The organism is Micrococcus sp. KRD128, from assembly GCF_017168395.1.
Lineage (GTDB): Bacteria > Actinomycetota > Actinomycetes > Actinomycetales > Micrococcaceae > Micrococcus > Micrococcus luteus.
Genome location: NZ_JABFAX010000004.1, coordinates 1 through 21,659, shown reverse-complemented (window position 1 = coordinate 21,659; position 21,659 = coordinate 1). Strand labels below are relative to the sequence as shown.

At 74.8% G+C, this 21,659-nt stretch carries 21 protein-coding genes, 1 tRNA gene and 1 pseudogene; 17 read left to right on the top strand and 6 right to left on the bottom strand.

The features are described 5' to 3' along the window. Window positions 1–727 (bottom strand): annotated as a pseudogene (locus J1M44_RS01785) (4-alpha-glucanotransferase); the annotation flags it as partial. 106 nt (window positions 728–833) lie between these two features. Beyond that, window positions 834–917, bottom strand: a tRNA-Leu gene (locus tag J1M44_RS01780). Between the two features lie 116 nt (window positions 918–1,033). On the opposite strand from J1M44_RS01780, the gene J1M44_RS01775 reads away from it, so the two are divergent. Then, complete coding sequence (locus J1M44_RS01775) at window positions 1,034–2,359, top strand: M20/M25/M40 family metallo-hydrolase (RefSeq protein ID WP_144824018.1); 1,326 nt, start codon at window positions 1,034–1,036, stop codon at window positions 2,357–2,359. Between the two features lie 52 nt (window positions 2,360–2,411). Here J1M44_RS01775 and J1M44_RS01770 read toward each other — a convergent pair whose 3' ends face one another. Further along, a complete protein-coding gene (locus J1M44_RS01770; RefSeq protein ID WP_036315193.1) occupies window positions 2,412–2,651 on the bottom strand; it encodes a DUF5703 family protein in 240 nt (79 codons plus the stop codon). A 94-nt stretch (window positions 2,652–2,745) separates the two neighbouring features. Between J1M44_RS01770 and J1M44_RS01765 the strand changes: the two genes are divergently transcribed. The 3 genes from J1M44_RS01765 (at window position 2,746) to mshC (ending at window position 5,200) form a co-directional block, all read left to right on the top strand. Continuing rightward, window positions 2,746–2,964, top strand: coding sequence for a hypothetical protein (locus J1M44_RS01765; protein ID WP_036315190.1), 219 nt, complete (start codon window positions 2,746–2,748; stop codon window positions 2,962–2,964). A 69-nt stretch (window positions 2,965–3,033) separates the two neighbouring features. Next, window positions 3,034–3,867 (top strand): undecaprenyl-diphosphate phosphatase, encoded by an 834-nt coding sequence (locus J1M44_RS01760; RefSeq protein ID WP_049161802.1) that lies wholly within the window; start codon window positions 3,034–3,036, stop codon window positions 3,865–3,867. A 64-nt stretch (window positions 3,868–3,931) separates the two neighbouring features. Continuing rightward, window positions 3,932–5,200, top strand: coding sequence for a cysteine--1-D-myo-inosityl 2-amino-2-deoxy-alpha-D-glucopyranoside ligase (mshC, locus tag J1M44_RS01755; protein WP_144824017.1), 1,269 nt, complete (start codon window positions 3,932–3,934; stop codon window positions 5,198–5,200). Between the two features lie 22 nt (window positions 5,201–5,222). Here the strand turns inward: mshC and J1M44_RS01750 are convergent, their stop codons facing one another. Beyond that, a complete protein-coding gene (locus tag J1M44_RS01750; protein WP_002855061.1) occupies window positions 5,223–6,173 on the bottom strand; it encodes a proteasome assembly chaperone family protein in 951 nt (316 codons plus the stop codon). A 91-nt stretch (window positions 6,174–6,264) separates the two neighbouring features. Between J1M44_RS01750 and J1M44_RS01745 the strand changes: the two genes are divergently transcribed. The 5 genes from J1M44_RS01745 to dop are packed head-to-tail and all read left to right on the top strand — an operon-like array spanning window position 6,265 to window position 12,690. Continuing rightward, entirely contained in the window at window positions 6,265–7,005 is a 741-nt protein-coding gene (locus J1M44_RS01745) for an HAD family hydrolase (RefSeq protein WP_144824015.1), read from the top strand. Further along, window positions 7,002–8,129 (top strand): site-2 protease family protein, encoded by a 1,128-nt coding sequence (locus J1M44_RS01740; RefSeq protein ID WP_144824013.1) that lies wholly within the window; start codon window positions 7,002–7,004, stop codon window positions 8,127–8,129. The genes J1M44_RS01745 and J1M44_RS01740 overlap by 4 nt, the downstream gene beginning before the upstream one ends. A gap of 17 nt (window positions 8,130–8,146) precedes the next feature. Continuing rightward, a complete protein-coding gene (locus J1M44_RS01735) occupies window positions 8,147–9,211 on the top strand; it encodes a tRNA (adenine-N1)-methyltransferase (RefSeq protein ID WP_060774967.1) in 1,065 nt (354 codons plus the stop codon). Continuing rightward, the gene (arc, locus tag J1M44_RS01730) at window positions 9,212–10,966 is read left to right on the top strand and encodes a proteasome ATPase (RefSeq protein WP_098471704.1); all 1,755 of its coding nucleotides are present in this window, start codon (window positions 9,212–9,214) and stop codon (window positions 10,964–10,966) included. It begins immediately after the preceding gene. Further along, complete coding sequence (gene dop / locus J1M44_RS01725) at window positions 10,963–12,690, top strand: depupylase/deamidase Dop (RefSeq protein WP_098471705.1); 1,728 nt, start codon at window positions 10,963–10,965, stop codon at window positions 12,688–12,690. The genes arc and dop overlap by 4 nt, the downstream gene beginning before the upstream one ends. 15 nt (window positions 12,691–12,705) lie before the next feature. On the opposite strand, the gene J1M44_RS01720 is transcribed toward dop, so the two are convergent. Next, a complete protein-coding gene (locus J1M44_RS01720; RefSeq protein ID WP_098471706.1) occupies window positions 12,706–13,299 on the bottom strand; it encodes a cyclodeaminase/cyclohydrolase family protein in 594 nt (197 codons plus the stop codon). 40 nt (window positions 13,300–13,339) lie between these two features. Further along, entirely contained in the window at window positions 13,340–13,804 is a 465-nt protein-coding gene (locus tag J1M44_RS01715) for a pyrimidine dimer DNA glycosylase/endonuclease V (protein ID WP_098471707.1), read from the bottom strand. 124 nt (window positions 13,805–13,928) lie between these two features. On the opposite strand from J1M44_RS01715, the gene J1M44_RS01710 reads away from it, so the two are divergent. The 8 genes from J1M44_RS01710 to J1M44_RS01675 all read left to right on the top strand — a co-directional run. Next, a complete protein-coding gene (locus J1M44_RS01710; RefSeq protein WP_017488237.1) occupies window positions 13,929–14,120 on the top strand; it encodes a ubiquitin-like protein Pup in 192 nt (63 codons plus the stop codon). Continuing rightward, on the top strand, window positions 14,117–15,511 hold the full coding sequence (gene pafA / locus J1M44_RS01705) for a Pup--protein ligase (protein WP_206480446.1): 1,395 nt from the start codon (window positions 14,117–14,119) through the stop codon (window positions 15,509–15,511). The genes J1M44_RS01710 and pafA overlap by 4 nt, the downstream gene beginning before the upstream one ends. A gap of 37 nt (window positions 15,512–15,548) precedes the next feature. After that, window positions 15,549–16,640 (top strand): FKBP-type peptidyl-prolyl cis-trans isomerase, encoded by a 1,092-nt coding sequence (locus J1M44_RS01700; protein ID WP_144824009.1) that lies wholly within the window; start codon window positions 15,549–15,551, stop codon window positions 16,638–16,640. Between the two features lie 32 nt (window positions 16,641–16,672). After that, window positions 16,673–17,068: an FKBP-type peptidyl-prolyl cis-trans isomerase gene (locus J1M44_RS01695; protein WP_010078659.1), complete on the top strand. Its 396-nt coding sequence runs from the start codon at window positions 16,673–16,675 to the stop codon at window positions 17,066–17,068. Window positions 17,069–17,084: 16 nt separating this feature from the next. After that, window positions 17,085–19,184: a helix-turn-helix transcriptional regulator gene (locus J1M44_RS01690; RefSeq protein WP_144824007.1), complete on the top strand. Its 2,100-nt coding sequence runs from the start codon at window positions 17,085–17,087 to the stop codon at window positions 19,182–19,184. A 37-nt stretch (window positions 19,185–19,221) separates the two neighbouring features. Continuing rightward, window positions 19,222–19,479: a twin-arginine translocase TatA/TatE family subunit gene (locus J1M44_RS01685; RefSeq protein ID WP_002855080.1), complete on the top strand. Its 258-nt coding sequence runs from the start codon at window positions 19,222–19,224 to the stop codon at window positions 19,477–19,479. Between the two features lie 20 nt (window positions 19,480–19,499). Continuing rightward, entirely contained in the window at window positions 19,500–20,357 is an 858-nt protein-coding gene (gene tatC / locus J1M44_RS01680) for a twin-arginine translocase subunit TatC (protein ID WP_144824005.1), read from the top strand. A gap of 74 nt (window positions 20,358–20,431) precedes the next feature. Next, window positions 20,432–21,659: DEAD/DEAH box helicase (locus J1M44_RS01675; protein ID WP_206480445.1), on the top strand; the 1,228-nt coding region annotated here is incomplete at its 3' end.

The window sequence follows — 21,659 nt, the reverse complement described above, 5'->3', positions numbered from 1 at the left end:
AGTCCGCCGGGTGGGGGCCGGGCTCGACCGCATGCAGGGGGTGCAGCAGCAGGAAGTCGGCACCGTGCCGGGCGACGATCTCGGCCAGGGACGCCATGTCCGCCGCGTCGCCGATGCCCCACGAGTCCGCCGAGGTCACCGAGTAGCCCTGCGCGGCCGCGCCCCAGCCGCGGCGCTCGAGGAAGGGACGCGGCGTGCTCAGCCGGGTCGGGGCGCAGACCAGGACCGCGGAGGCGGTGGAGCCGGAGCCGCTGATCACCTCCAGCCGGTGCCAGCCCGGGGCGAGGTCGGCGGGGATCTGCACGTGGACGCGCTCGCGCTCGACGCCGTCGACCAGGCGGACCTCGGACACCGGCTCGCTCACGCTCACCTCGAGGGTCCGCCCGTCCTCCGTGTGCACACGGGCCGCGACCGGCTCGCCCGCGGCCACGTGGCACGGCACGGACAGGCGGTGACCGGACCGGGCGGCCACGGTGGGCGGGAGCACGTCCCGCCAGGGGGCCGTCTCCGCCTCCTCCACCGCCTCGGCCAGAGCGGCGACCCCGTCCGGGCGGACCGACACGCCGAGGGCGGCGAGCACCTTCACGAGGGCCTCGTCCGGCACGGTCTGGGCGGATCCGTCCTGCCCGACGTACTCGGGCTGCACCCCGTGGGCTCGCGCGAGCCGGTGCAGCAGTGCGGGGGCTTCCAGGGCCATCGGGTCCTCCATGCCGTCGTGCGGTTCCACCGACGGCGCCTGCCGTCGCACGGACACCACTCTAGAGGGGACGCCGGACGGGGGAACACGCAGGGCCCCGGTCGTGACGACCGGGGCCCTGCTGCTCGACGAGCGGTGCGCGAGGGGGGACTTGAACCCCCACGTCCTTGCGGACACAGCGACCTCAACGCTGCGCGTCTACCAATTCCGCCACTCGCGCTCATCGGTGGAGCCCTGGGAGAGGCTCCGTCGCCCACCGCGTTCCGGTCCTGTCCGGTCCGTCCCGCTCCGGGCAACTCGAGAAAGATAGCACGGGTTCGGGCTAGGCTCAAAACCATGGTCGAGAACATCGTGAACCCCGCCCGCTCGCGTCCCGAGGATCGCGTCGTGGAGATCTGCCGCGACCTCATCCGGATCGACACCACCAACCGCGGGGGCAACGTCTCCGTCGGTGAGCCCGAGGCCGCGGAGTACTGCGCCCGGCTCATGGCCGAGGCGGGGATGACCCCTCGCTTCTTCGAGTCGGCGCCGGGCCGGGTCTCCGTCGTCGGGCACCTGCCGGGCTGGGATCCGGAGGCGCCGGGGCTCGTCATCCATGGGCACACGGACGTGGTCCCCGCCGAGGCGGACGAGTGGAGCGTGGACCCGTTCGGCGCCGAGCTCAAGGACGGCATGGTCTGGGGGCGCGGCGCGGTGGACATGAAGGGCATGGACGCCATGGTGCTCGCGGTGCTGCTGCACCTGGCCCGCACGGGCCGCCGGCCGCGGCGACCCCTGACGGTCGCGTTCTTCGCCGACGAGGAGGCCGGCGGCGTCTACGGCGCACGCTGGGTCGTGGACCACCACCCCGAGGTGTTCGACGGGTGCACCGAGGCGATCTCGGAGGTGGGGGGCTTCTCCACCGAGGTGCACGGCTCGCGCGCCTACCTCGTGCAGACCGCGGAGAAGGGGCTCGCCTGGCTCAACCTCACCGCGGAGGGCGCCCCCGGGCACGGCTCGGCCCCGCACCCGGACAACGCGGTCACCCGGCTGGCCGGCGCCATGACCCGCATCGGCGGGCACGAGTGGCCGCTCGTGTACACCAAGACCACGCGCGCGCTGCTCGAACAGGTGGCCGAGATCATGGGCGTCGACTTCGACGAGGCGGACCCGACGCCCCAGCTCGACGCGCTCGGGCAGGCCCGTTCCTGGGTGGCCGGCACCCTGCGCACCTCGTCCAACCCGACGGGGCTGACCGCCGGCTACAAGCACAACGTCATCCCGTCCTCGGCCACCGGCACCGTGGACGTCCGCCTGATCCCCGGGGAGGAGGAGTCCGCCCTCGCCACGATCGCCGAGCTCGCCGGCCCCGAGGTGACCATCGCACCCGAGCACCGGGACGTCGCCCTGGAGACCCCCTTCTCCGGAGACCTGGTGGAGCTGATGATCGCCGCGCTGCAGGCGGAGGACCCCGAGGCCCAGGTGCTGCCGTTCATGCTCGGCGGGGGCACGGACAACAAGTCCCTCTCCCGGCTGGGCATCACCGGCTACGGCTTCGCGCCCATGCGCCTGCCTGCCGACCTGGCCTTCACGTCCCTGTTCCACGGCATCGACGAGCGGGTGCCCGTGGACGCGCTCGAGTTCGGCTGCCGGGTGCTCGAGCGGATGCTGGAGCCGCGCTGATCCGGGCCGCGGGCGGCGACGACGGCCGGGGCGCCGTCGTCGCGCCCGCGCCTCAGAGGGTCTGCAGGGTCGAGGCCACGCGCATCACCCGGCGGCGCATCCAGTAGCGGCGCGCCCCGTCACGGTAGTGCACGGAGCGCTGCAGCTCCCATTGGCCGTACTCCGCGTGCTCCACGAGGCGCCGCCGGGCGTCGGCGAGGGACTCGTGGGCGGCGACCGTCATCACCAGGTACTCCCACTTCTGTCCGCGGGAGATCGCATCGAGGGTCGAGGACATCAGCTGTTCACGCACCCGCCCATCCTGGCAGACGGCGTCGAGTCCGGCGGCCCGGTCCCGCACGGCCCACCCCTGGCCGCGCCACCGGCCACCGGGTTACCGTTCACCCATGAGCTCTGACGCCCGCATGGCCCTCGAGGCCCTCACCACCGCCCTGAACGAACACCTCGTGGCCGCGCAGAACAAGCGGGGCGAGGACGACCCCGCCGTCGAAGCCGCGTTCTTCGCCGTGGCCGACGCCTTCGAGGCCTACGAGGACGCCCTGTACGCGGACACCGAGGAGGTCACTCCGCTCGACCTCTTCGACGACGAGGACGACGACGACTGACCGTCCCGCTCGTGACGGACCGCACGGCCCCGGGTTCCCACCCGGGGCCGTCGCGTACAGTGACCCTCCGTGACGTGGATCGAAGCCATCATCCTGGGCCTGGTGCAGGGCCTCACGGAGTTCCTGCCCATCTCCTCCTCCGCCCACATCCGCATCGTGGGCGAGTTCCTGCCCTCCGGGGCCGACCCGGGGGCGGCCTTCACGGCCATCACGCAGCTCGGCACGGAGCTGGCGGTCCTCATCTACTTCTGGCGCGACATCACCCGCATCATCGGGCGGTGGTGCGCCGCGGTCACGGGGCGGATCCCGCACTCGGACCCCGATGCGCGCATGGGCTGGCTGATCATCGTGGGCTCGATCCCGATCGCGGTCCTGGGTCTGCTGCTGCAGGACTGGATCGACACGGAGTTCCGGTCGCTGTGGATCACGGCGACCATGCTCATCGTGTTCGGCGTCCTGCTCGCCCTGGCGGACCGGCTCGGTCGTCAGACCAGGCCGCTCGAGAAGCTCACCGTGCGGGACGGCGTGCTCTACGGGCTGGCCCAGGCCCTCGCGCTGGTCCCGGGCGTCTCGCGCTCCGGCGGCACCATCGCGGCCGGCCTGGCCATGGGATACACCCGGCCCGCCGCCGCCCGCTACGCGTTCCTGCTGGCGGTGCCCGCCGTGTTCGCCTCCGGCCTGTACAAGCTGTACACCTCGCTCACCGATCCCGGCACGCAGGGCCCGTACGGCATGGGGGAGACGCTGGTCGCGACCGGGATCGCCTTCGTGGTGGGCTACGCGGTCATCGCCTGGCTCATGCGCTTCATCAGCACCCACTCGTTCCTGCCGTTCGTCTGGTACCGCATCCTCCTGGGCGGCGTGCTGTTCGCCCTGCTGGGCGCGGGCGTCATCAGCGCCTGAGCCCGCTCCCGCCGCCGGGCATGAGGGCCCGGCACCGCCGAACCACCCCGATGTGAGGAGTCCTGTGAAGTCCTGGAGCACCCCCGCCCCGCCCGCCGTGCCGAGCCGCCCCGACCGGCTGCGGCTGCACGACACCGCCACGGGACGGACCCGGCATCCGGGCAACGATGCCCAGCGCGCCTCGCTGTACGTCTGCGGGATCACCCCGTACGACGCGACGCATCTCGGCCACGCGAGCACCTATGTGGCCTTCGACCTGCTGCACCGCTACTGGCGCGCGGCCGGTCTCGAGGTCGCCTACGTCCAGAACGTGACCGACGTGGACGACCCCCTGCTCGAGCGGGCCGAGGCGACCGGCGTCGACTGGCGCGCGCTCGCCGAGGAGCAGACCGACCTGTTCCGTGCGGACATGGCCGCCCTCGAGGTGCTCGCCCCGGGCCACTACGTCGGCGCGACCGAGGCGGTGGGCCTGGTGGTCGACGCCGTCGAGACGATGCTGGCGGCAGGCCGGGCCTACCGCGTGCCGGGCGGCGACGGCGAGCCCGACGGGGACGTCTACTTCGACGTCCGCGCGGCCCAGTCCGCGACCGACTGGCGCCTCGGGCAGGTCTCCGCGATGGGCCTGGACGAGATGGCCGCGGTGTTCCCGGAGCGGGGAGGCGATCCCGACCGCCCCGGCAAGCGCGACCCGCTGGACCCGCTGCTGTGGCGCGTGCACCGCGAGGGGGAGCCTGCCTGGGACGGTCGGTCGCTCGGCTCCGGTCGGCCCGGCTGGCACATCGAGTGCTCCGTGATCTCCCGGGCCCACCTGCCGGCGCCGTTCACGGTGCAGGGCGGCGGCTCCGACCTGCGGTTCCCGCACCACGAGTTCTCCGCCGCGCACGCCACCGCCGTCGACGGCCTGCCGCTCGCGCACACCTACGCGCACACCGGCATGGTGGCCCTGGACGGCGAGAAGATGTCCAAGTCCCTCGGCAACCTCGAACTCGTCTCCCGCCTGCGGGCGCGGGGCGTCGAGCCGGTGGCCGTCCGCGCGGCGATCCTCGCGCACCACTACCGGTCGGACTGGGAGTGGTCCGAGCAGGTGCTGGCCGACGCCCAGGCGCGGGTGGCCCGCTGGCGCGCCGCCCTGGACGGACCGCATGCCGCCGCCGGCGTCGCCGTGCTGGACGCCGTGCACGCGGCGCTCTCGGACGACCTGGACGCCCCCCGCGCGCTGGAGGCCCTCGACGCATGGGCGGCCGGCACCCTGCCGGGCCTGGTCGAGGCCGCCGCCGACCCGGTGCCGGTGGTCGACGTCGTGGCGGCACTGCTGGGTCTGCGCCTGCGCTGACCCCGCCGGGCGCGGCCGGGCGTCAGCGTCCGCCGCGCCCGCGCAGGTAGCGCTCGAACTCCCGCGCGATCGACTCGCCCGAGGCCTCCGGCAGCTGCTGGGTGTCCTGGGCCTCCTCGAGCTGCCGGACGTAGGCGGCGACGTCGGGGTCCTCGGCGGCCAGCTCGTCCACGCCGCGCTGCCAGGCCCTCGCATCGTCCTCGAGCCCGCGCGTGGACACGCTCACGTGCAGCAGGTCCTCGACCGCCTCGACCAGCCCGAGCAGCGTCTTGGGGGAGGGCGCCTGCGCCACGTAGTGGGGCACCGTCCCCCACAGCGAGAGGCTCGGCAGGCCGCGGCGCGCGGCCTCGTCCGCGATGACGCCGATGATCCCGGTGGGCCCCTCGTAGACCGGACGGTCCGCACCGACGGCCACCCGGACGTCCACGAGCGGCGAGGTCGGGCGGGCGCGCAGGGGCCGGGTGTGGGGCACGTCCGCCAGCAGCGCGCCCAGCGTCACGACGGCGTCCACGTCGCGCGCGTCGGCCGCCGTGAACAGCTCCTCAAGGAACGCGCGCCACCGCACGTTCGGCTCCACGCCGACGGCGATGAGCACGCGCACCCCGTCCGGCGGGGCGGCCTCGCCCGCGACGGGCCGGCCCTCCCGGTCCAGGAACGCCTCGTGCAGGGCGACCGCAGGCCAGTCCAGCGTCCCCAGCCCGTCGGCGTCGCGCCGGACCAGCGGCCGGGTGACCTGGTAGTCGTAGAATTCGCCGTCGCACACCCGTCCCGCGTCCGCGGCGTCCCACTGCTCCCGCAGCGCGCCCAGGGCCCCGGTCGCGGCCTCCCCGGCGTCGTTCCAGCCCTCGAAGGCCAGCAGCAGGACCGTGGGGGCCCGCCGCCCGGCCTCGAGCGCGTCCACGGTCGCCGTCAGGTGGGTCCGCAGCGGGCCCAGGGCGTCGTCCGGCTGGTCCTCGGAGGTAGCGTCGGTCATGGCGGCCAGCCTAGACACGGCCCGACGACGGGGTCACGGCCCGCGACCCGCCCGGCACACCCCGGCGGCGGCGCTCGATAGGATGCACTCCATGTCCCGCCACCCCGCGCCCGCCCCGGACGACCGTGCCCGCCGCCTGCCGCGCGCCGTCCTGTGGGACATGGACGGCACCCTCGTGGACACCGAGCCCCTGTGGAACGCCGTCCAGCGCCGGCTGGTGATCGAGCACGGCGGCACCTGGTCAGACGACCTGGCCGCCTCCCTCGTGGGACGCCCCCTGGACGAGGGAGCGCGCCGTCTGCAGGAGGCCGGGCTGGACCTGCCCGTGCAGCGGATCATCGACCTGACGATGGACGAGGTCGTCCAGGGGGTCGTCAACGGGGTGCCGTGGCGGCCGGGCGCCCGAGAGCTGCTCGTCGGGCTCGCCGAGGCCGGCGTGCCGGGCGCCCTCGTGACGATGTCCCACGCCCCGCTGGCCCGCGCGCTGGCCGAGCGGGCGCCGGCGGGCACGCTGGACGTCGTCGTCTCGGGGGACATGGTCTCCCGAGGCAAGCCCGACCCGGAGGCGTACCGGCTGGGCCTGCAGCTGCTGGCCGAGCGGACACCGGGGCTGACGGCCGTCGACTGCGTGGCGGTCGAGGACTCCCCGGTGGGCGTCGGCGCGGCCGTGGCCGCGGGACTGCCCACGGTCGGCGTGCCCAGCGTGCTGCCGCTGCCGGCGGGGCTTGCGACCGTCGAGTGGACGACGCTCGCTGGCCGCACACCGGCCGACCTCGCCGCGGTCCGTCGGATCGCCGCCGCGCGTGGGCCCGGGGCGGACGGGGCCGGATGAGCGGGCCCGCCTCCGTCCGGCTGGGCACGATCGCCGGCGCACCGGTGCGCCTGTCCTGGTCCTGGCTCCTGATCGCCGCGGTCATCACCCTCGCGTTCGGCCCGCAGATCCAGCGCGCGCTGCCCTCACTCGGCGGCGGCGCCTACGCCGTGGCCCTGGGGTACGCCGTGCTCCTGGCGCTCTCCGTCCTGGTCCACGAGGCCGCCCACGCCCTCACCGGCCGTGCCTTCGGCCAGCGCACCGAGGAGATCGCGCTCACCCTGTGGGGCGGGCACACCCAGTTCCGCAGCCCGTCCGCCCGGCCGCTGGACACGGTGCTCACCGCGATGGCCGGCCCCACCGCGAACCTCGTGCTCGCGGGCCTCGCCCACCTGGCGGCCCGCGCCGTGCCCGGCCCGTCCGTCCCCGCCCTGCTGCTCGAGGTCACGGTGTGGGCCAATCTCCTCCTGGCCGCGTTCAACGCGCTGCCGGGCACCCCGCTCGACGGCGGCCGCATGGTCGAGTCCGCCGTCTGGGCCGCCACCGGCTCCCGGGCCCGCGGCGTCGAGGCGGCCGGCTGGGCCGGTCGCGTCGTCGCGGTGGGCGTCCTCGCGGCGGTGCTCGGCCCCCCGATCCTCGCGGGCCGCGCGCCGGACGTGTTCGTCGTCGTCCTGGCGGCCTGGGTCGCCCTCACCCTGTGGCGGGGCGCGGACGACGCCGTGCGCCACGGGCGCTGGAGCCGCCGGCTGGAGACCCTGCGGCTCGAGCAGGTCCAGACGCCCGCCGTCGCCCTGCCCGAGCACCTCGGCGTCGCCGAGGCCCTGGCCCAGGCGGACGACGGCCGCCGCGCCGTCGTCGCCGTGGACGGGGCCGGTCGGCCCCGCGGCGTGCTGGACCTCGCGGCCGCGGCGGCCCTCACCCCGGCGCGCCGCACGACCACCGCCCTGGCCGCGGTCGCGGTCGCACTGGCCCCGGAGGCCGTCCTCGTCCGCGATGACGTCCCCGCCTCCGGTCCCGACCTGGCCGCCCGCCTGGCCGACCCCCAGACCCCCGTGTGGGTGCTGACCGACGCGCACGGCCTCGTGCGCTCCGTGGTGCCCCGCGAGACGATCCTCGCCGCCGTCGACGCGACGCGGCGTCCCTGAACCGAAGGAGCCCCCCCATGACCGAACCCACCGGCGTGAGCGCGCGCCGCGGCCCCCTGCGGGCCGGCCAGCGCGTGCAGATCAAGGACGCGAAGGGCCGTCTCAACACGATCACCCTGCTGCCCGGCGGGGAGTTCCACAGCTACCAGGGCGTGCTGCGGCACGACGACCTGATCGGCGGCTTCGAGGGCGTCGTGGTCGAGAACTCGGCCGGCCAGCCGTACCAGGTGCTGCGCCCCCTGCTGAACGACTTCGTCCTGTCCATGCCCCGCGGCGCCACGGTGGTCTACCCGAAGGACGCGGCGCAGATCGTGCAGCAGGCGGACATCTTCCCGGGCGCCGTCGTGGTCGAGGCCGGCGTGGGCTCCGGTGCCCTGTCCATGTCCCTGCTGCGCGCCGTGGGCGACCACGGTCGCCTGCACTCCTACGAGCGTCGCCCGGAGTTCGCGGACGTCGCCCGGGCCAACGTGGAGGCCTTCTTCGGCGCCGAGCACCCCGCCTGGTCGGTGCACCTCGGCGACGCGCAGGAGGAGATGCTCACGGTCCACGAGCCGGGCTCCGTGGACCGGGTGGTCCTGGACATGCTGGCCCCGTGGGAGTGCCTCGACGCCGTCGCCGAGGTCCTGGCCCCCGGCGGTGTGTGGCTGAACTACGTGGCCACCGCCACCCAGCTCTCCCGCGTGGCCGAGGCCATCCGGGACTCGGGCCGCTTCACGCAGGTCGAGGCCAACGAGACCCTCGTGCGCGGCTGGCACCTGGACGGGCTCGCCGTGCGCCCCGACCACCGCATGGTCGCGCACACCGGCTTCCTCCTCACGGCCCGCCGCCTCGCCTCGGGCGAGGAGGCGCTGCGCCTGAAGAAGCGCTCCAAGGTCTCCGAGTTCAAGGCCGAGGACGTCGAGGCCTGGCAGCCGGCCGACGAGGCCCGGTGGACGCCCGAGGCCCTCGGCGAACGGCCGATCACAGACAAGAAGGCGCGCAAGGCGGCGAAGGAGGCCCGCCTCATGGCCGCGCGGTCACGCGCCGCCGAGCAGGGCGTGGACGCGTACGGTGGGAGGACCCCGACCGGGGAGCAGGACTGAGTGGACGGAGCACCGGTGGACCACCACGCGCAATCAGGCACGGAGCACGCCGAGCAGCGCCTCGCCGAGGCGCGGGAGCTGCTGCGGCAGTCCCAGGCCGAGGCCGAACGGCTGCGGCACCAGCTGCAGTCTGCCCAGCGGCACGCCGCCGGCCTGAGCGAACGCCGTCGGGCCGCCGAGGCCCAGACGCAGACGGCCGCCCGCAACAACCGGCGCATGGTCGAGCTGCTCGAGGCCACGCGCGCCGAGATCACGACGCTCAAGGAGAACCTGGACGCCGTCACGCATCCGCCGTTCACCTTCGCCACCCTCGAGGCCGTCCACGCCCCGCGCGAGCCCGAGGAGGGCGTGGAGACCGGCGCCGTGGTGCGCGGGGGAGCGGACGTCGTGCAGAACGGCCGGCGGCTGCGCGTGACGGTCTCCCCGCTGCTCGACGCCGCCCGCCTCACCCCCGGCGCCCAGGTGCTGCTGGACGAGTCCAGCTCGATCGTCGGCGTCGCCCCGGGCACGGGGTCGGGTCAGCTGCTGCGCGTCAAGGAGGCGCTGCCCGACGGCGGCCTCGTCCTGGCCGGCACGGCGGACGAGGAGCGCGTGGTGCGGCGCGCGCCCGCGCTGGAGGGCGTCGACCTGCGCCACGGGGACGCCGTCACCGTGGACGCCCGCATCGAATGGGCGCTGCGGCGGGTCGAGCTGTCCGAGGTGGACGAGGTGCTGCTCGAAGAGGTCCCGGACGTCACGTTCGAGGACATCGGCGGCCTCGGCCCGCAGATCGACCGGATCCGCGAGGCCGTCGAGATCCCGTTCCTGCACCCCGAGGTCTACCGTGAGCACGGCCTGCGCGCCCCCAAGGGGATCATGCTGTACGGCCCGCCCGGCACCGGCAAGACCATGCTCGCCAAGGCCGTGGCCAACGCCCTCTCGGCCCGCAGCGCGGACGGCGAGCGCTCGTTCTTCCTCAACGTCAAGGGACCCGAGCTGCTGAACAAGTACGTGGGCGAGACCGAGCGGCAGATCCGCGTCATCTTCGACCGGGCCCGGGAGAAGGCCGACGCCGGCTTCCCCGTGGTCATCTTCTTCGACGAGATGGAGTCGCTGTTCCGCACGCGCGGCTCCGGCGTCTCCTCGGACGTGGAGACCACGATCGTCCCGCAGCTGCTCACCGAGATCGACGGCGTCGAGGCCCTCGAGAACGTGATCGTCATCGGCGCCTCCAACCGCGAGGACATGATCGACCCGGCCGTGCTCCGCCCCGGCCGGCTGGACGTGAAGATCCGCGTGGACCGTCCCGACGCCGCCGGCGCCGCGGAGATCATGGCCAAGCACCTCACCGCGGACGTGCCCCTGCACGCCGACGACGTCGCGGCGGCCGGCTCCGCGGACGCGGCCCGCGCGACGCTCATCGCCCGAACGGTCGCCGCCCTCTACGACCGCGGCGCGGACACCGCGCTGGCGGAGCTGACGGACGTGTCCGGCACGACCCACGCCCTGCACCTGGCCGACCTCGTCTCGGGCGCCGTGGTGGCCGACGTCGTGGACCGGGCCAAGCGGCACGCCGTCCGCGACTACCTCGCCGCCGGCCAGGCCCCGGCCGCGCTCGGCGTCCGCGAGGGCCACCTGCGCGAGGCCGTGGCCGCGGTGCTGGAGGACCAGACGGACCTGCTGGCCACGGTCGCGCCCGCCGAGTGGGCGCGCACCTCCGGCTGGCGCGGTCCTCGGCTGCGCTCGCTGCGCATGGTCCGGGGGGTCGAGGCATGAGCGCCTTCGGCCGCGGGACCGCGGACGGCTTCGCCCGGGCCGCCGCCGTCGACGTCGGACCGACCCCCGCCTTCGAGGGCCAGCGTCGGCTGTTCCACGGCGCGGCCGTTCCCCCGAACGGTCGGGACGCCGCCGGCTGGGGCGTGCACCGGGTGATGGGCACGGAGACCGAGTTCGGCATCCACGCGCCGGCCAACCCGGGGGCGCACCACAGCGTGCTCTCGGTCGAGCTCGTGAACGCGTACGCGGACCTGGTCACCCGCTCCGGCTCGGCGGTGGCCGGCACGGAGTGGGACTACACGGGGGAGTCGCCGCTCGTGGACGCGCGGGGCTGGCGGCTGCCGCGTTCGGCGGCGCACCCCTCGCAGCTGACCGACGAGGCGCTCGTGGGCCCGGACGGGGAGCCCGTGCACCTGCTGCTGTCCACCGTGCTGGCCAACGGCGCGCGCTGGTACGTGGACCACGCCCACCCGGAGTACTCGTCGCCGGAGACGACGACCCCGCGGGACGCCATGGTCTGGGACGCCGCCGGGGACCTGGTCGCGCAGGCGGCGGCCGAGCACATCGGCCAGGCCGAGGGCGCCCCGGAGGTGCTGGTCTACAAGAACAACGTGGACGGCAAGGGCCGGTCCTACGGCGCGCACGAGAACTACCTCGTGGCCCGGTCCCTCGACTTCGAGGAGCTCACCGCCGTCCTGCTGCCGTTCTTCGCGGCACGGCAGGTGCTCGTGGGCGCGGGCCGCGTGGGGCTCGGCCCGGCGGGGGAGCGGCCGGGCTTCCAGCTGTCGCAGCGGGCCGACTACTTCGAGGAGCCCGTGGGGCTGGAGACCACGATCCACCGGCCGATCGTCAACACGCGGGATGAGCCGCACGCCCGTCCCGAGGCCTACCGCCGACTCCACGTGATCATCGGTGACGCGACGCTGAGCCAGCACGCCACGTGGCTGCGGATGGGGATGACCGCGCTCGTCCTCGCGATGGCCGAGGCCGGGACGGCGCCCCGGCTCACCCTGGACGACCCAGTGGCCGCGCTGCAGACGATCAGCCACGACCCGGGCCTGCGGGCCACGGTGCCGCTGCTCGAACGCACCGCGGACGGCCCCGTGCGCCGGCACTGGACCGGGCTGCAGATCCTGCGGTCCTACCTGGACGCGGCCCGCGCCCACTGCGCCGCCTTCGGGGTGACGGATCCGCAGACGCGCGAGGTGCTGGAGGCCTGGGCCATCGACGTCGACGACGCCACCGCGGATCCCCTGTCCCTGAGCGACCGCGCCGACTGGGCGGCCAAGCTGCGCGTCCTCGAGGGCCTGCGGGCCCGCGCGGGTGCGGACTGGACCGACCCCCGCCTCGCGATGGTGGACCTGCAGTACGCCGACCTGCGCCCGGCCCGCTCCCTGCACCGCCGGCTCGTGGCCGCCGGCGCGCTCCGGACGCTCGCCGACGAGGCGGAGATCCGTGCCGCCGTCGCCACGCCGCCGCGGGCCACCCGTGCGTGGACCCGCGGCAACCTCGTGGGCCGCCACGGTGACCGCGTGGCCGGCGCCGCGTGGGAGACGCTGCTGCTGCGCGGGGCGGGGGAGCGGGTGCACCGGCTGCACCTGGCCGAGCCGCTGGTCGGCGCCGCCGTGGACCTGCCCGGCTGGTGGGAGGACGCCGCCGCGCCCCGGCCCGACGACGAGGCGCTCGTGGCCACGCTGCCGCCGCTGTTCGGCGCGCGGGCCTGAGGTGCGGGCGGGCGCTCAGCCAGTGACGGCCGCGCGCACGCGGCCCAGCAGGGCGTCCGCCCGCGCGACGAGACGGTCCGCCCGGTCGACGTCGGTGCGCAGGATGCCCTCCAGGCCCTCGTCGCGGAGGGGGCCCAGGTTGGTCTCGAGGGTGACCGCGGCGGCGGTGAGGCCGCCCCGGATGCAGCCGAGCGCCGCACCGACGTCGGAGAGCACGTTCGGGTTCGCCGCGTCCAGCACGCGCTCGGCCAGGTCCAGTGCACGCTCGGCGGCGTCGACGATCCCGCGGGGTGGCCGGACGGCCTCGGCCAGGGCGGCCTGGATCGCGGCCGAGCGCCGGGACCGGGTCTCCGGGGTGTCGCGGGGCAGCCCGAACGCCTCGGCCACGGCGCCGAAGCCCCGCTCGTCGCCGTCGGCGAGGCCGAGGCACGCCGCGATCAGGCCCTCCGATGACCGGGCGTCCTCCTCGGCCGCGCTGAACCGGGCCGCCATGGCCAGCAGTCCGGCGCCCTCGGCGACCGCGAGCGCGCCCGTCGCGCCGCCGCCGGGGGTGGGCTCGCCGGAGGCGAGGCGGCCCAGGTAGCTCTCGATGCTCTCGTCGCGGATCATGCCCCCACGGTGCCAGACCGGGCCCGACGGCGGCCCGCCCTCAGGCGCGCTCCCAGGAGGCGACCGGCCCCGGGACGATCGTGAACAGCGGGTGCACGTCCGGGACGGGCGTGTCCGACCACCGTTCGAGCCAGGCGGGGCTGCGCGCGGCCAGCTTGGCGCACAGGTGACGCCACTCCAGGTCGCGCTGGCCCGTGGTGGCCGGGATCGGTGCGAGACCGGCGGGCGGGATGCGCACCCCGCCGTCGGGGGCGGGGCACGGCCGGTCGATCCGGGAGTGGTCGAAGCGGTAGCCGCGCGCCGTGGCCTCGGCCTCGAGGCCGGAGAGGAACGCGCCGACGGCGCCGGACGGGTCCGGGTGCTCCCGGAACCTCAGCAGCTGCGGGTGGTCCCGATACCCGCGCGTGCGGCCGGCGAGGACGGCCTGGGCGAGCAGGGCTTCGCGCCAGGCGCCCGTCAGGCCCTGGCGGTCGAGGTGGCGGGGATGAAGGGTCCACAGGCGCATGCCCCCATCCTGCCAGCGTGGGGCAACCCGGGGACGTGGGGCTGAAACGTGGCCCGCGCGTGGGGCAGGATGGGTGGACGCGGACGGAGCACACCGACCCGCGTCGACGCACGAGGAGGCCACCATGTCCCAGGAGCAGATCCGCCCACGCCCGTCCGGCGGCGACGACGAGACCGGCGCCGCGGCGGGCCAGGCGCACGTGAAGCCCGCGGCCCAGGACCAGGGCCTGGACAGCCTGCTGGACGAGATCGACTCGGTGCTGGAGTCCAATGCCGAGGAGTTCGTCAAGGGCTTCGTCCAGAAGGGCGGCCAGTGACCGACGCGGACCGCGCCCGCCGGATCTTCGGGCTGGAGACGGAGTACGGCGTCCAGCACTGGAACCCGGAGGGGCGCCCGCTCAGTCCCGAGGAGGTCGTCCGCTACCTCTTCCGGCCCGTCGTCGAGTGGGGGCGGTCCTCGAACGTGTTCGTGGCCAACGGCTCGCGGCTCTATCTCGACGTCGGCTCCCACCCCGAGTACGCGACCGCCGAGTGCTCGACGCTCGACGAGCTCATCGCCTCGGACGGGGCGGGGGACCTGCTGCTGCACGACCTCGTGGTCCAGGCCGAGGAGCGCATGGCCGCGGACGGGGTCGGCGGCCGGATCCACCTCTACCGCAACAACGCCGACTCCTCGGGCAGTTCCTACGGCTCCCACGAGAACTACCTGCTGCGCCGGCGCACCGAGTACCGGCGGCTCACCGAGGCGCTCGTCCCGTTCCTCGTCTCCCGGCAGATCCTCGTGGGCGCGGGCCGCGTCGTCCCCGCCGGCACGTGGCCCGAGGGCGAGGGCCCGGCCCACTTCGCGTTCTCCCAGCGCGCCGACTTCGTGCAGGACGGCGTGTCCTCCTCCACCACGCGGTCCCGGCCGATCATCAACACGCGGGACGAGCCGCACGCGGACGCCTCCGAGTACCGGCGCCTCCACGTGATCGTGGGGGACACGAACCTCTCCGAGCACACCCACCTGCTGCGCTTCGGCGCCACCGACCTGCTGCTGCGGATGATCGAGGCGGGCTTCCCGCTCGGGGACCGGGTCGTCGCCAGCCCCACCCGCGCGGTCCGGCAGATCTCCCACGACCTCACCGGCACGGCCCGCATCGCGCTCCGGGAGGGGGAGGCCTCCGCGCTCGAGCTGCAGGAGCACTACCTCGAACGGGCCAGCGCCTTCGTCGCCGCGGAGGGCGCCCACCACGACCGCGTGGGGGAGATCCTCACCCTGTGGGGCGAGGTGCTCGACGCCGTCCGCACCGGTGACCGGTCCCGCATCGAGGATCGCATCGACTGGGCGATCAAGCTGCGCCTGCTGGAGGACTACCGGGCCCGCCACGACCTGGGCTGGGACGCGCCCCGCCTCGCCCAGCTGGACCTGGCCTTCCACGACATCGACCCCGACCGGGGGCTGTTCCGCCTGCTGCTGCGGCGCGGCGCCGTCGCCCGCCTGCTGCCCGAGGACGCCGCCCGGTCCGCCGTCGAGACCGCCCCGCCCACCACCCGGGCCCACGTGCGCGCGGACTTCGTGGCCCGCGCCCGGGAGCGCAGCCTGGACTACGCCGTCGACTGGACGACCCTGAAGCTCACGGACCACCCGCTGCACGCGATCGTGACGAAGGACCCGTTCGACACGTCGTCGGCCGCCGTCGACCGGCTGTTCGAGCGGATCCCCTGACAGCGCGCGTCCAGGACACGCCGTTAGGGTGACACGCATGAGTTCGTTCGAGACCCCCCAACCCCCGACGGCCCGCCGCCGTCGCCGCCTGCTGCCGCTGCTGTCCCTCGGTGCCGCGGGCCTGATGCTGGCCACCGCCTGCGCCACCGGCGACGACGGGGCGGACCAGCCCCACAGCGACACCGCGTCGGCCTCCACGTCGGCCGCCCCCGAGCGGGCGGCCGTCGGCGAGGGCCAGGGGGAGCCGGACGCCCTGACGGGGGTCACCTTCACCGAGGGCGACGGCGGGGCGCCGACGGTCGAGATCGACGGGGAGATCGACACCGACCAGCCCACCACGCGCGTGCTGACCGCCGGCGAGGGGGAACAGGTGCAGGAGGGCGACGTCCTGAAGATGTCGATCGCCGTCGTCGACCCGGCCAGCGGCGAGGTGGTCGCCGAGAACTTCAGCGGCGAACCGGAAGCCGTGCCTGTGGACGACCAGCTCAAGTCCATGAACCCGGAGATCCACGACATGCTGGTCGGCAACGGCGCCGGCACGATCGTCGCCGCGTACAGCCCCGAGTACGACGTCTCCGTCCCGCAGACCGAGAGCGCGTCGCCGAGCGCCTCCCCCTCCACCCAGACGCAGCCCGCCCAGCTGTTCGTCTACAAGATCGACGCCATCCTGCCGAAGCAGGCCGAGGGCGAGGAGGTGACCGAGCGGGACGAGCGCCTGCCCGACGTCACCGTGGACGAGCAGAGCGGCCGGCCGAGCATCGCGAAGCCCGACGGCGAGGCGCCCCAGGAGCTGGTGGTCCAGCCTCTGATCCAGGGCGAGGGCCGCGAGGTCGGTGCCGACGACACCGTGACCGTGCAGTACGAGGGCGCGAAGTGGTCCGACGGCGAGGTCTTCGACTCGTCCTGGGAGACGGGCCAGGCGATCACGTTCTCCCTCAACCAGGTCATCGAGGGCTGGAAGGAGGGTCTGGCCGGCCAGAAGGTGGGCTCGCGCGTCCTCCTGTCGATCCCGGCCGAGAAGGCCTACGGTGAGCAGGGCAGCCCGCCGAACATCGGCGAGAACGAGCCCCTGCTGTTCGTGGTGGACATCCTGGACGCCCAGGCGCCCGCCACCGAGTCGGCGAACTGACCCCGTCCACGAGAACCCCAGAGGAGAGCACCGTGTCCTTCGGACAGCGCGACTACGACCGCACCAAGCCCGAGATCGACTTCCCGGGCGAGACCCCGCCCACCGAGCTCGTGGTGGAGGACCTGATCGAGGGCTCCGGCCCGGCCGTCGAGGCCGGCTCCCGCGTGCAGGTCCACTACGTGGGCGTGGCCTGGTCCACCGGAGAGGAGTTCGACGCCTCGTGGAACCGCGGCACCCCGCTGCCCCTGACCGTCGGCGTCGGCCAGGTCATCGCCGGCTGGGACCAGGGCCTGCTCGGCATGAAGGTCGGCGGCCGCCGCCGCCTCGAGATCCCGCCGCACCTGGGCTACGGCGCCCGCGGCGCCGGCTCCGCGATCGGGCCGAACGAGACGCTCATCTTCGTCTGCGACCTCGTCTCGGTCGACTGACCCCGGACGCCCGCCCGTGACCCCACCCGCCCCGCGGCGCGCCGGCGACGAGGCCGCCGAACGCATCATCTCGCTGCTGTGGCTGCTGCTCTCGGCGCCGCAGGGCCTGGAGCGCGATCGGATCCGACGGCAGGTCGTCGGCTATGAGGGGCTCACGGACACCGCCTTCGAGAAGCTCTTCCAGCGGGACCGCCGCGTGCTGCGCGCCGTGGGGGTCCCGCTGGAGACGCTCGAACCCGCGGGCTTCGACGAGGGCGAGGCGGGGGTGCGGCACCGCGTCGTCCGCGATGCACTGCTGCTGCGCGACCTCGACCTCACCGTGGACGAGCGCCGCGCCCTCGTGCGGGCGCGGCGCCTGTGGGGCGACTCGCCGCTGCGCGCCGACGTCGTCCGCGCCGTGGGCCTGCTGTTCCAGCCCGCCACCGACCTCACGGGCGACGACGAGCTGGCCGGGTACCACACCCTCATGCCCCGGGCCGACCCCCGGCTCGAGGCCCTCACCCAGGCCGTGGCCGACGAGGCCGTGCTGCGCTTCCCCTACCGCGACGCGCGGGGGCGGGCCACCCGGCGCACCGTGCGGGCCTGGTTCCTCACCCTCGTGCGCGGCCGCTGGTACCTCACCGGCTGGGACCTCGACCGCGCCGCCGAGCGCAGCTTCCGGCTCACCCGGATGGAGGGGGAGCCGCGCCGCCTCGAGCGCGCGACGGACGCCCCCGGCCGTCCCGAGGACCACGACCATGCCGACCTCGTGGCGCGCCTGGCCGGACAGGCCGACGCCGAGCGGGTCCGCGTGTGGCTCGCGCCCGGCCGGGGCCAGGGCGTCCGCGCAGTCGGTGAGCCCGCCGCGCCCCGCGTCGAGGACGGTGCCGCACCGGAACCCGACTGGGAACTCTGGGAGGCCCCCGCCGGGCCTCGCGAGGACGGCCTCGCCGCGGAGATCGGCGGCCTGCTGGGCTGCGCCGTGCCCTCGGCCGCGCACCTGGACCTGACCGACCGCGTCCGCGCGGGCCTGGCCGCCGCGGCGGAGGCCCACGCCGGCCCCGCCGACCCGGCCCTGCTCGAGGTGGCGCTCGCCGCGCCCGTCCGGCGCCGCGCCCGCGACTCGAGCGAGGACCTCGTGGGCCGCCTGCTGGACATCGTGGGGCTGGCCAACCGGGCCGGTGGGGTGGACCGGGCGGAGCTGCGCGCCCGCCTCGGCATCACCGACGAGCGCCTCGACGCCGACCTCGAGACGCTGCGCTACTGCGGCATGCCCGAGCGCGACTTCCCCGGCTTCCAGTTCGAGGTGGCGGAGGTGGGCGGCCGCGTCCATGTGGAGCGCGCCGCCGACCTGGCCGGCCCCGTGCGGCTGACGCGCCCCGAGGCGCACAGCCTCGTCGCCGCCCTGCAGACGGTCGCGGACCTGCCGGTGCTGGACGAGGCCGACCGCGAGGCCGCCCGGTCCGCTCAGCGCCGGATCCGCGCCGCGGTCCTGGACGCGGGGGCCCCGGACGCGGACGACGCGGACGACGCCGCCCTCCAGGAGGCCGAGGCGCACACCGCCGGCGAGCCCCCGGTCGCCGTCGCCGCCCACTGGGACGTGGCCGTGGACCCCGCGACGGTGCGCACCCTGCTGGCCGCCGTGGCGGAGCGGGCCGTCGTCCACCTGACCTACCGCTCCGTGCATGCCGATGCCCTCACCGAGCGGGACGTGGAGCCGCTGGCCCTGGTGCAGGACGGGGCGCGCCTCTACCTGCAGGCGTGGTGCCGTCGCGCCGATGACCACCGGGTGTTCCGGGTGGACCGGATCAGCGCGCCCGCAACCACGGGGGAGACGTTCGCGCCCCGGGCCCGGCCCGCGCGCTGGCGGGTCCATCCCGACGACGCCGCGGGGGTGCCCGTGCTGCTGCGCTGGGCCCACCCCGTCCGCGACGCGGCCGCCGGCTTCCGCCCGGACGCCCAGGCCGACCTGCCCGACGGCGACCGGCTCACCCGGGTGCATCTGACCGACGCCGGCGTGGCCGCCGCGCTGGTCGGACGCCACGGCGGCGCCGTCGAGGTGCTGGCCCCCGCCGACCTCCGGGCGTCCGTGGCGGACGCGCTGGACGATGCCCTCGCGGCACTGCCGGCGCGGTAGCCTGGACCCCGGAACCCCATCGAAAGGACCCTTCATCATGGCTGGACTCCAGGGCTGGCAGCTCGTCATCATCATCCTGCTCGCGATCCTGCTCTTCGCGGCCCCGAAGCTGCCCGCGATGGCCCGCAACCTCGGCCAGTCGATGCGCATCTTCTCCTCCGAGGTGAAGCAGATGCGCACCGAGGGCAAGGGCACGACGGACGAGCGCTCCGGCGCCGGCTCCACCGCCGCGGACGAGCCGGTCGAGGGCCGCGTCGTCGAGCGTGACGAGACCGACCCGCGCGACCCGCGCTGAGCCGGAAGGACCCCCACCCGATGACCGAGGTCGACGAGGTCGCCCGCCGCACCCGGCGCCGCCGGAAGCGGCGGGACAACCCCACCGGCGAGATGCCGCTGCGCGAGCACCTCACGGAGCTGCGCAACCGACTGCTGAAGTCGGCGCTCGCCGTCGCCGTCGGCATGGTGATCGGGTTCCTCGTCTACCAGCCGGTCATGGCCGAGCTGTACCGGCCGATCAAGGAGCTGTCCGAGCAGGGCTACACGGCGGCGATCGCGTACGACACCGTCGCCTCGCCGTTCGACATCATGCTGAAGATCAGCATGTTCGTCGGCCTCATCCTGTCCAGCCCGGTGTGGCTCTACCAGATCTGGGCGTTCATCGTGCCCGGACTGAAGAAGTCCGAGAAGAAGTACGCCCTCGGCTTCATCGCGGCGGCCGTGCCGCTGTTCGTGTTCGGCCTCGCGCTCGGCTGGCTCGTGATGCCGCAGGCCGTCCAGTTCTTCGGCGGATTCACCCCCGAGGGCGGCGGCATCCTCCCGACGGCGTCGGTGTACATCAGCTTCGTCACGCGTCTCTACCTCGCGTTCGGCGTGGCCATGGTCCTGCCGGTGCTGCTGGTGGGACTGAACATGCTCGGCATCCTGCCGGGCCGCACGATCGTCCACCACTGGCGCATCACCGTCTTCGTGATCATGCTGATCGCCGCGATCGCCGCCCCCGGTGCGGACGCCATCTCCATGTTCTACATGGCCATCCCGCTCGTCGTCCTCTTCGGCGTGGCCATCGCCCTGTGCCTGTGGGGGGACCGTCGTCGCGACCGCCGCTCGGGGCAGCGCGAGGTGGACGTCGAGGCGGAGCTCGCCGCAGGCCCGAAGCCGCTCGATCAGATCTGAGCGGCGTCCGCCGCGGCCCGCCCGCCCGGATGCACGACCACGACGGTGTCCGGACCCGCCAGTAGGGTGGGGCCATGGCCCACCACCCCGCGTCCGCGACCCCGCACGACGAGCCCGAGCTGAGCCCGGCGGAGCGCTACGCCCGTGCCCGGGCGGCCCGGCACCATGCCGGCTCCGAGCTCGGCCGGTTCGCCGCCCGCGTGGGCTTCCCCCTCGACGACTTCCAACGCCGCGCGTGCGCCGAGGTCGAGGACGGCCACGGCGTCCTCGTCGCGGCGCCCACCGGCGCCGGCAAGACGGTGGTCGGCGAGTTCGCCGTCCACCTGGCCCTGGCCCGCGGCACGAAGGCGTTCTACACCACCCCCATCAAGGCCCTCAGCAACCAGAAGCACGCGGACCTCGCCCGCGTGCACGGCGCGGAGAACGTCGGCCTGCTCACGGGGGACACCTCGGTCAATCCGGACGCGCCCGTCGTCGTGATGACCACCGAGGTGCTGCGCAACATGCTGTACGCGCAGTCGGACACCCTCATCGACCTCGGCTTCGTCGTCATGGACGAGGTCCACTACCTCGCCGACCGGTTCCGGGGCCCGGTGTGGGAGGAGGTCATCATCCACCTGCCCGAGCACGTGCAGCTGATCTCCCTGTCCGCCACGGTGTCCAACGCCGAGGAGTTCGGCGCCTGGCTCGACACGGTCCGGGGCGCCACCACCGTGATCGTCTCCGAACACCGGCCGGTGCCGCTGTGGCAGCACGTCATGGCCGGGGGCCGGCTCTACGACCTGTTCGCCGAGGACATCGCCTTCGAGGATACTGCGGACCGGGACGGGGAGGCCCTGCTCAACCCCGAGCTCAAGCGCCTGGGGGAGGAGGCCGAGCGCCGGTTCCAGCGCGCCGACTGGGGGCGCCCCGGGCGGCAGCAGCACCGCGACGGGCGCGGGGGCGGCACGAAGGTCGAGGACCTGGAGATCCTCGGGTTCTGGGCGTGGCGGGACGGTCTGTCCCGGGGCTTCGCGGCCCACCACGCCGGCATGCTGCCCCCGTTCAAGGAGGCCGTCGAGGATCTGTTCGCCGCCGGCGCGCTCAAGGCCGTGTTCGCCACGGAGACCCTCGCCCTCGGCATCAACATGCCGGCCCGCTCCGTGGTGATCGAGAAGCTGGTCAAGTTCAACGGCGAGAACCACGTCGACATCACGCCGGGGGAGTACACCCAACTGACGGGCCGGGCGGGCCGCCGCGGCATCGACGTCGAGGGCCACGCCGTGGTGATGTGGCGTCCCGGACTGGACCCGGCCGCCGTCG

Coding starts and splice junctions, on each gene's coding strand:
- J1M44_RS01775 (WP_144824018.1), top strand. CDS start 1,034: ATGGTCGAGAACATCGTGAACCCCGCCCGCTCGCGTCCCGAGGATCGC.
- J1M44_RS01765 (WP_036315190.1), top strand. CDS start 2,746: ATGAGCTCTGACGCCCGCATGGCCCTCGAGGCCCTCACCACCGCCCTG.
- J1M44_RS01750 (WP_002855061.1), bottom strand. CDS start 6,173: ATGACCGACGCTACCTCCGAGGACCAGCCGGACGACGCCCTGGGCCCG.
- J1M44_RS01745 (WP_144824015.1), top strand. CDS start 6,265: ATGTCCCGCCACCCCGCGCCCGCCCCGGACGACCGTGCCCGCCGCCTG.
- J1M44_RS01740 (WP_144824013.1), top strand. CDS start 7,002: ATGAGCGGGCCCGCCTCCGTCCGGCTGGGCACGATCGCCGGCGCACCG.
- J1M44_RS01735 (WP_060774967.1), top strand. CDS start 8,147: ATGACCGAACCCACCGGCGTGAGCGCGCGCCGCGGCCCCCTGCGGGCC.
- dop (WP_098471705.1), top strand. CDS start 10,963: ATGAGCGCCTTCGGCCGCGGGACCGCGGACGGCTTCGCCCGGGCCGCC.
- J1M44_RS01720 (WP_098471706.1), bottom strand. CDS start 13,299: ATGATCCGCGACGAGAGCATCGAGAGCTACCTGGGCCGCCTCGCCTCC.
- J1M44_RS01715 (WP_098471707.1), bottom strand. CDS start 13,804: ATGCGCCTGTGGACCCTTCATCCCCGCCACCTCGACCGCCAGGGCCTG.
- J1M44_RS01710 (WP_017488237.1), top strand. CDS start 13,929: ATGTCCCAGGAGCAGATCCGCCCACGCCCGTCCGGCGGCGACGACGAG.
- J1M44_RS01700 (WP_144824009.1), top strand. CDS start 15,549: ATGAGTTCGTTCGAGACCCCCCAACCCCCGACGGCCCGCCGCCGTCGC.
- J1M44_RS01685 (WP_002855080.1), top strand. CDS start 19,222: ATGGCTGGACTCCAGGGCTGGCAGCTCGTCATCATCATCCTGCTCGCG.
- tatC (WP_144824005.1), top strand. CDS start 19,500: ATGACCGAGGTCGACGAGGTCGCCCGCCGCACCCGGCGCCGCCGGAAG.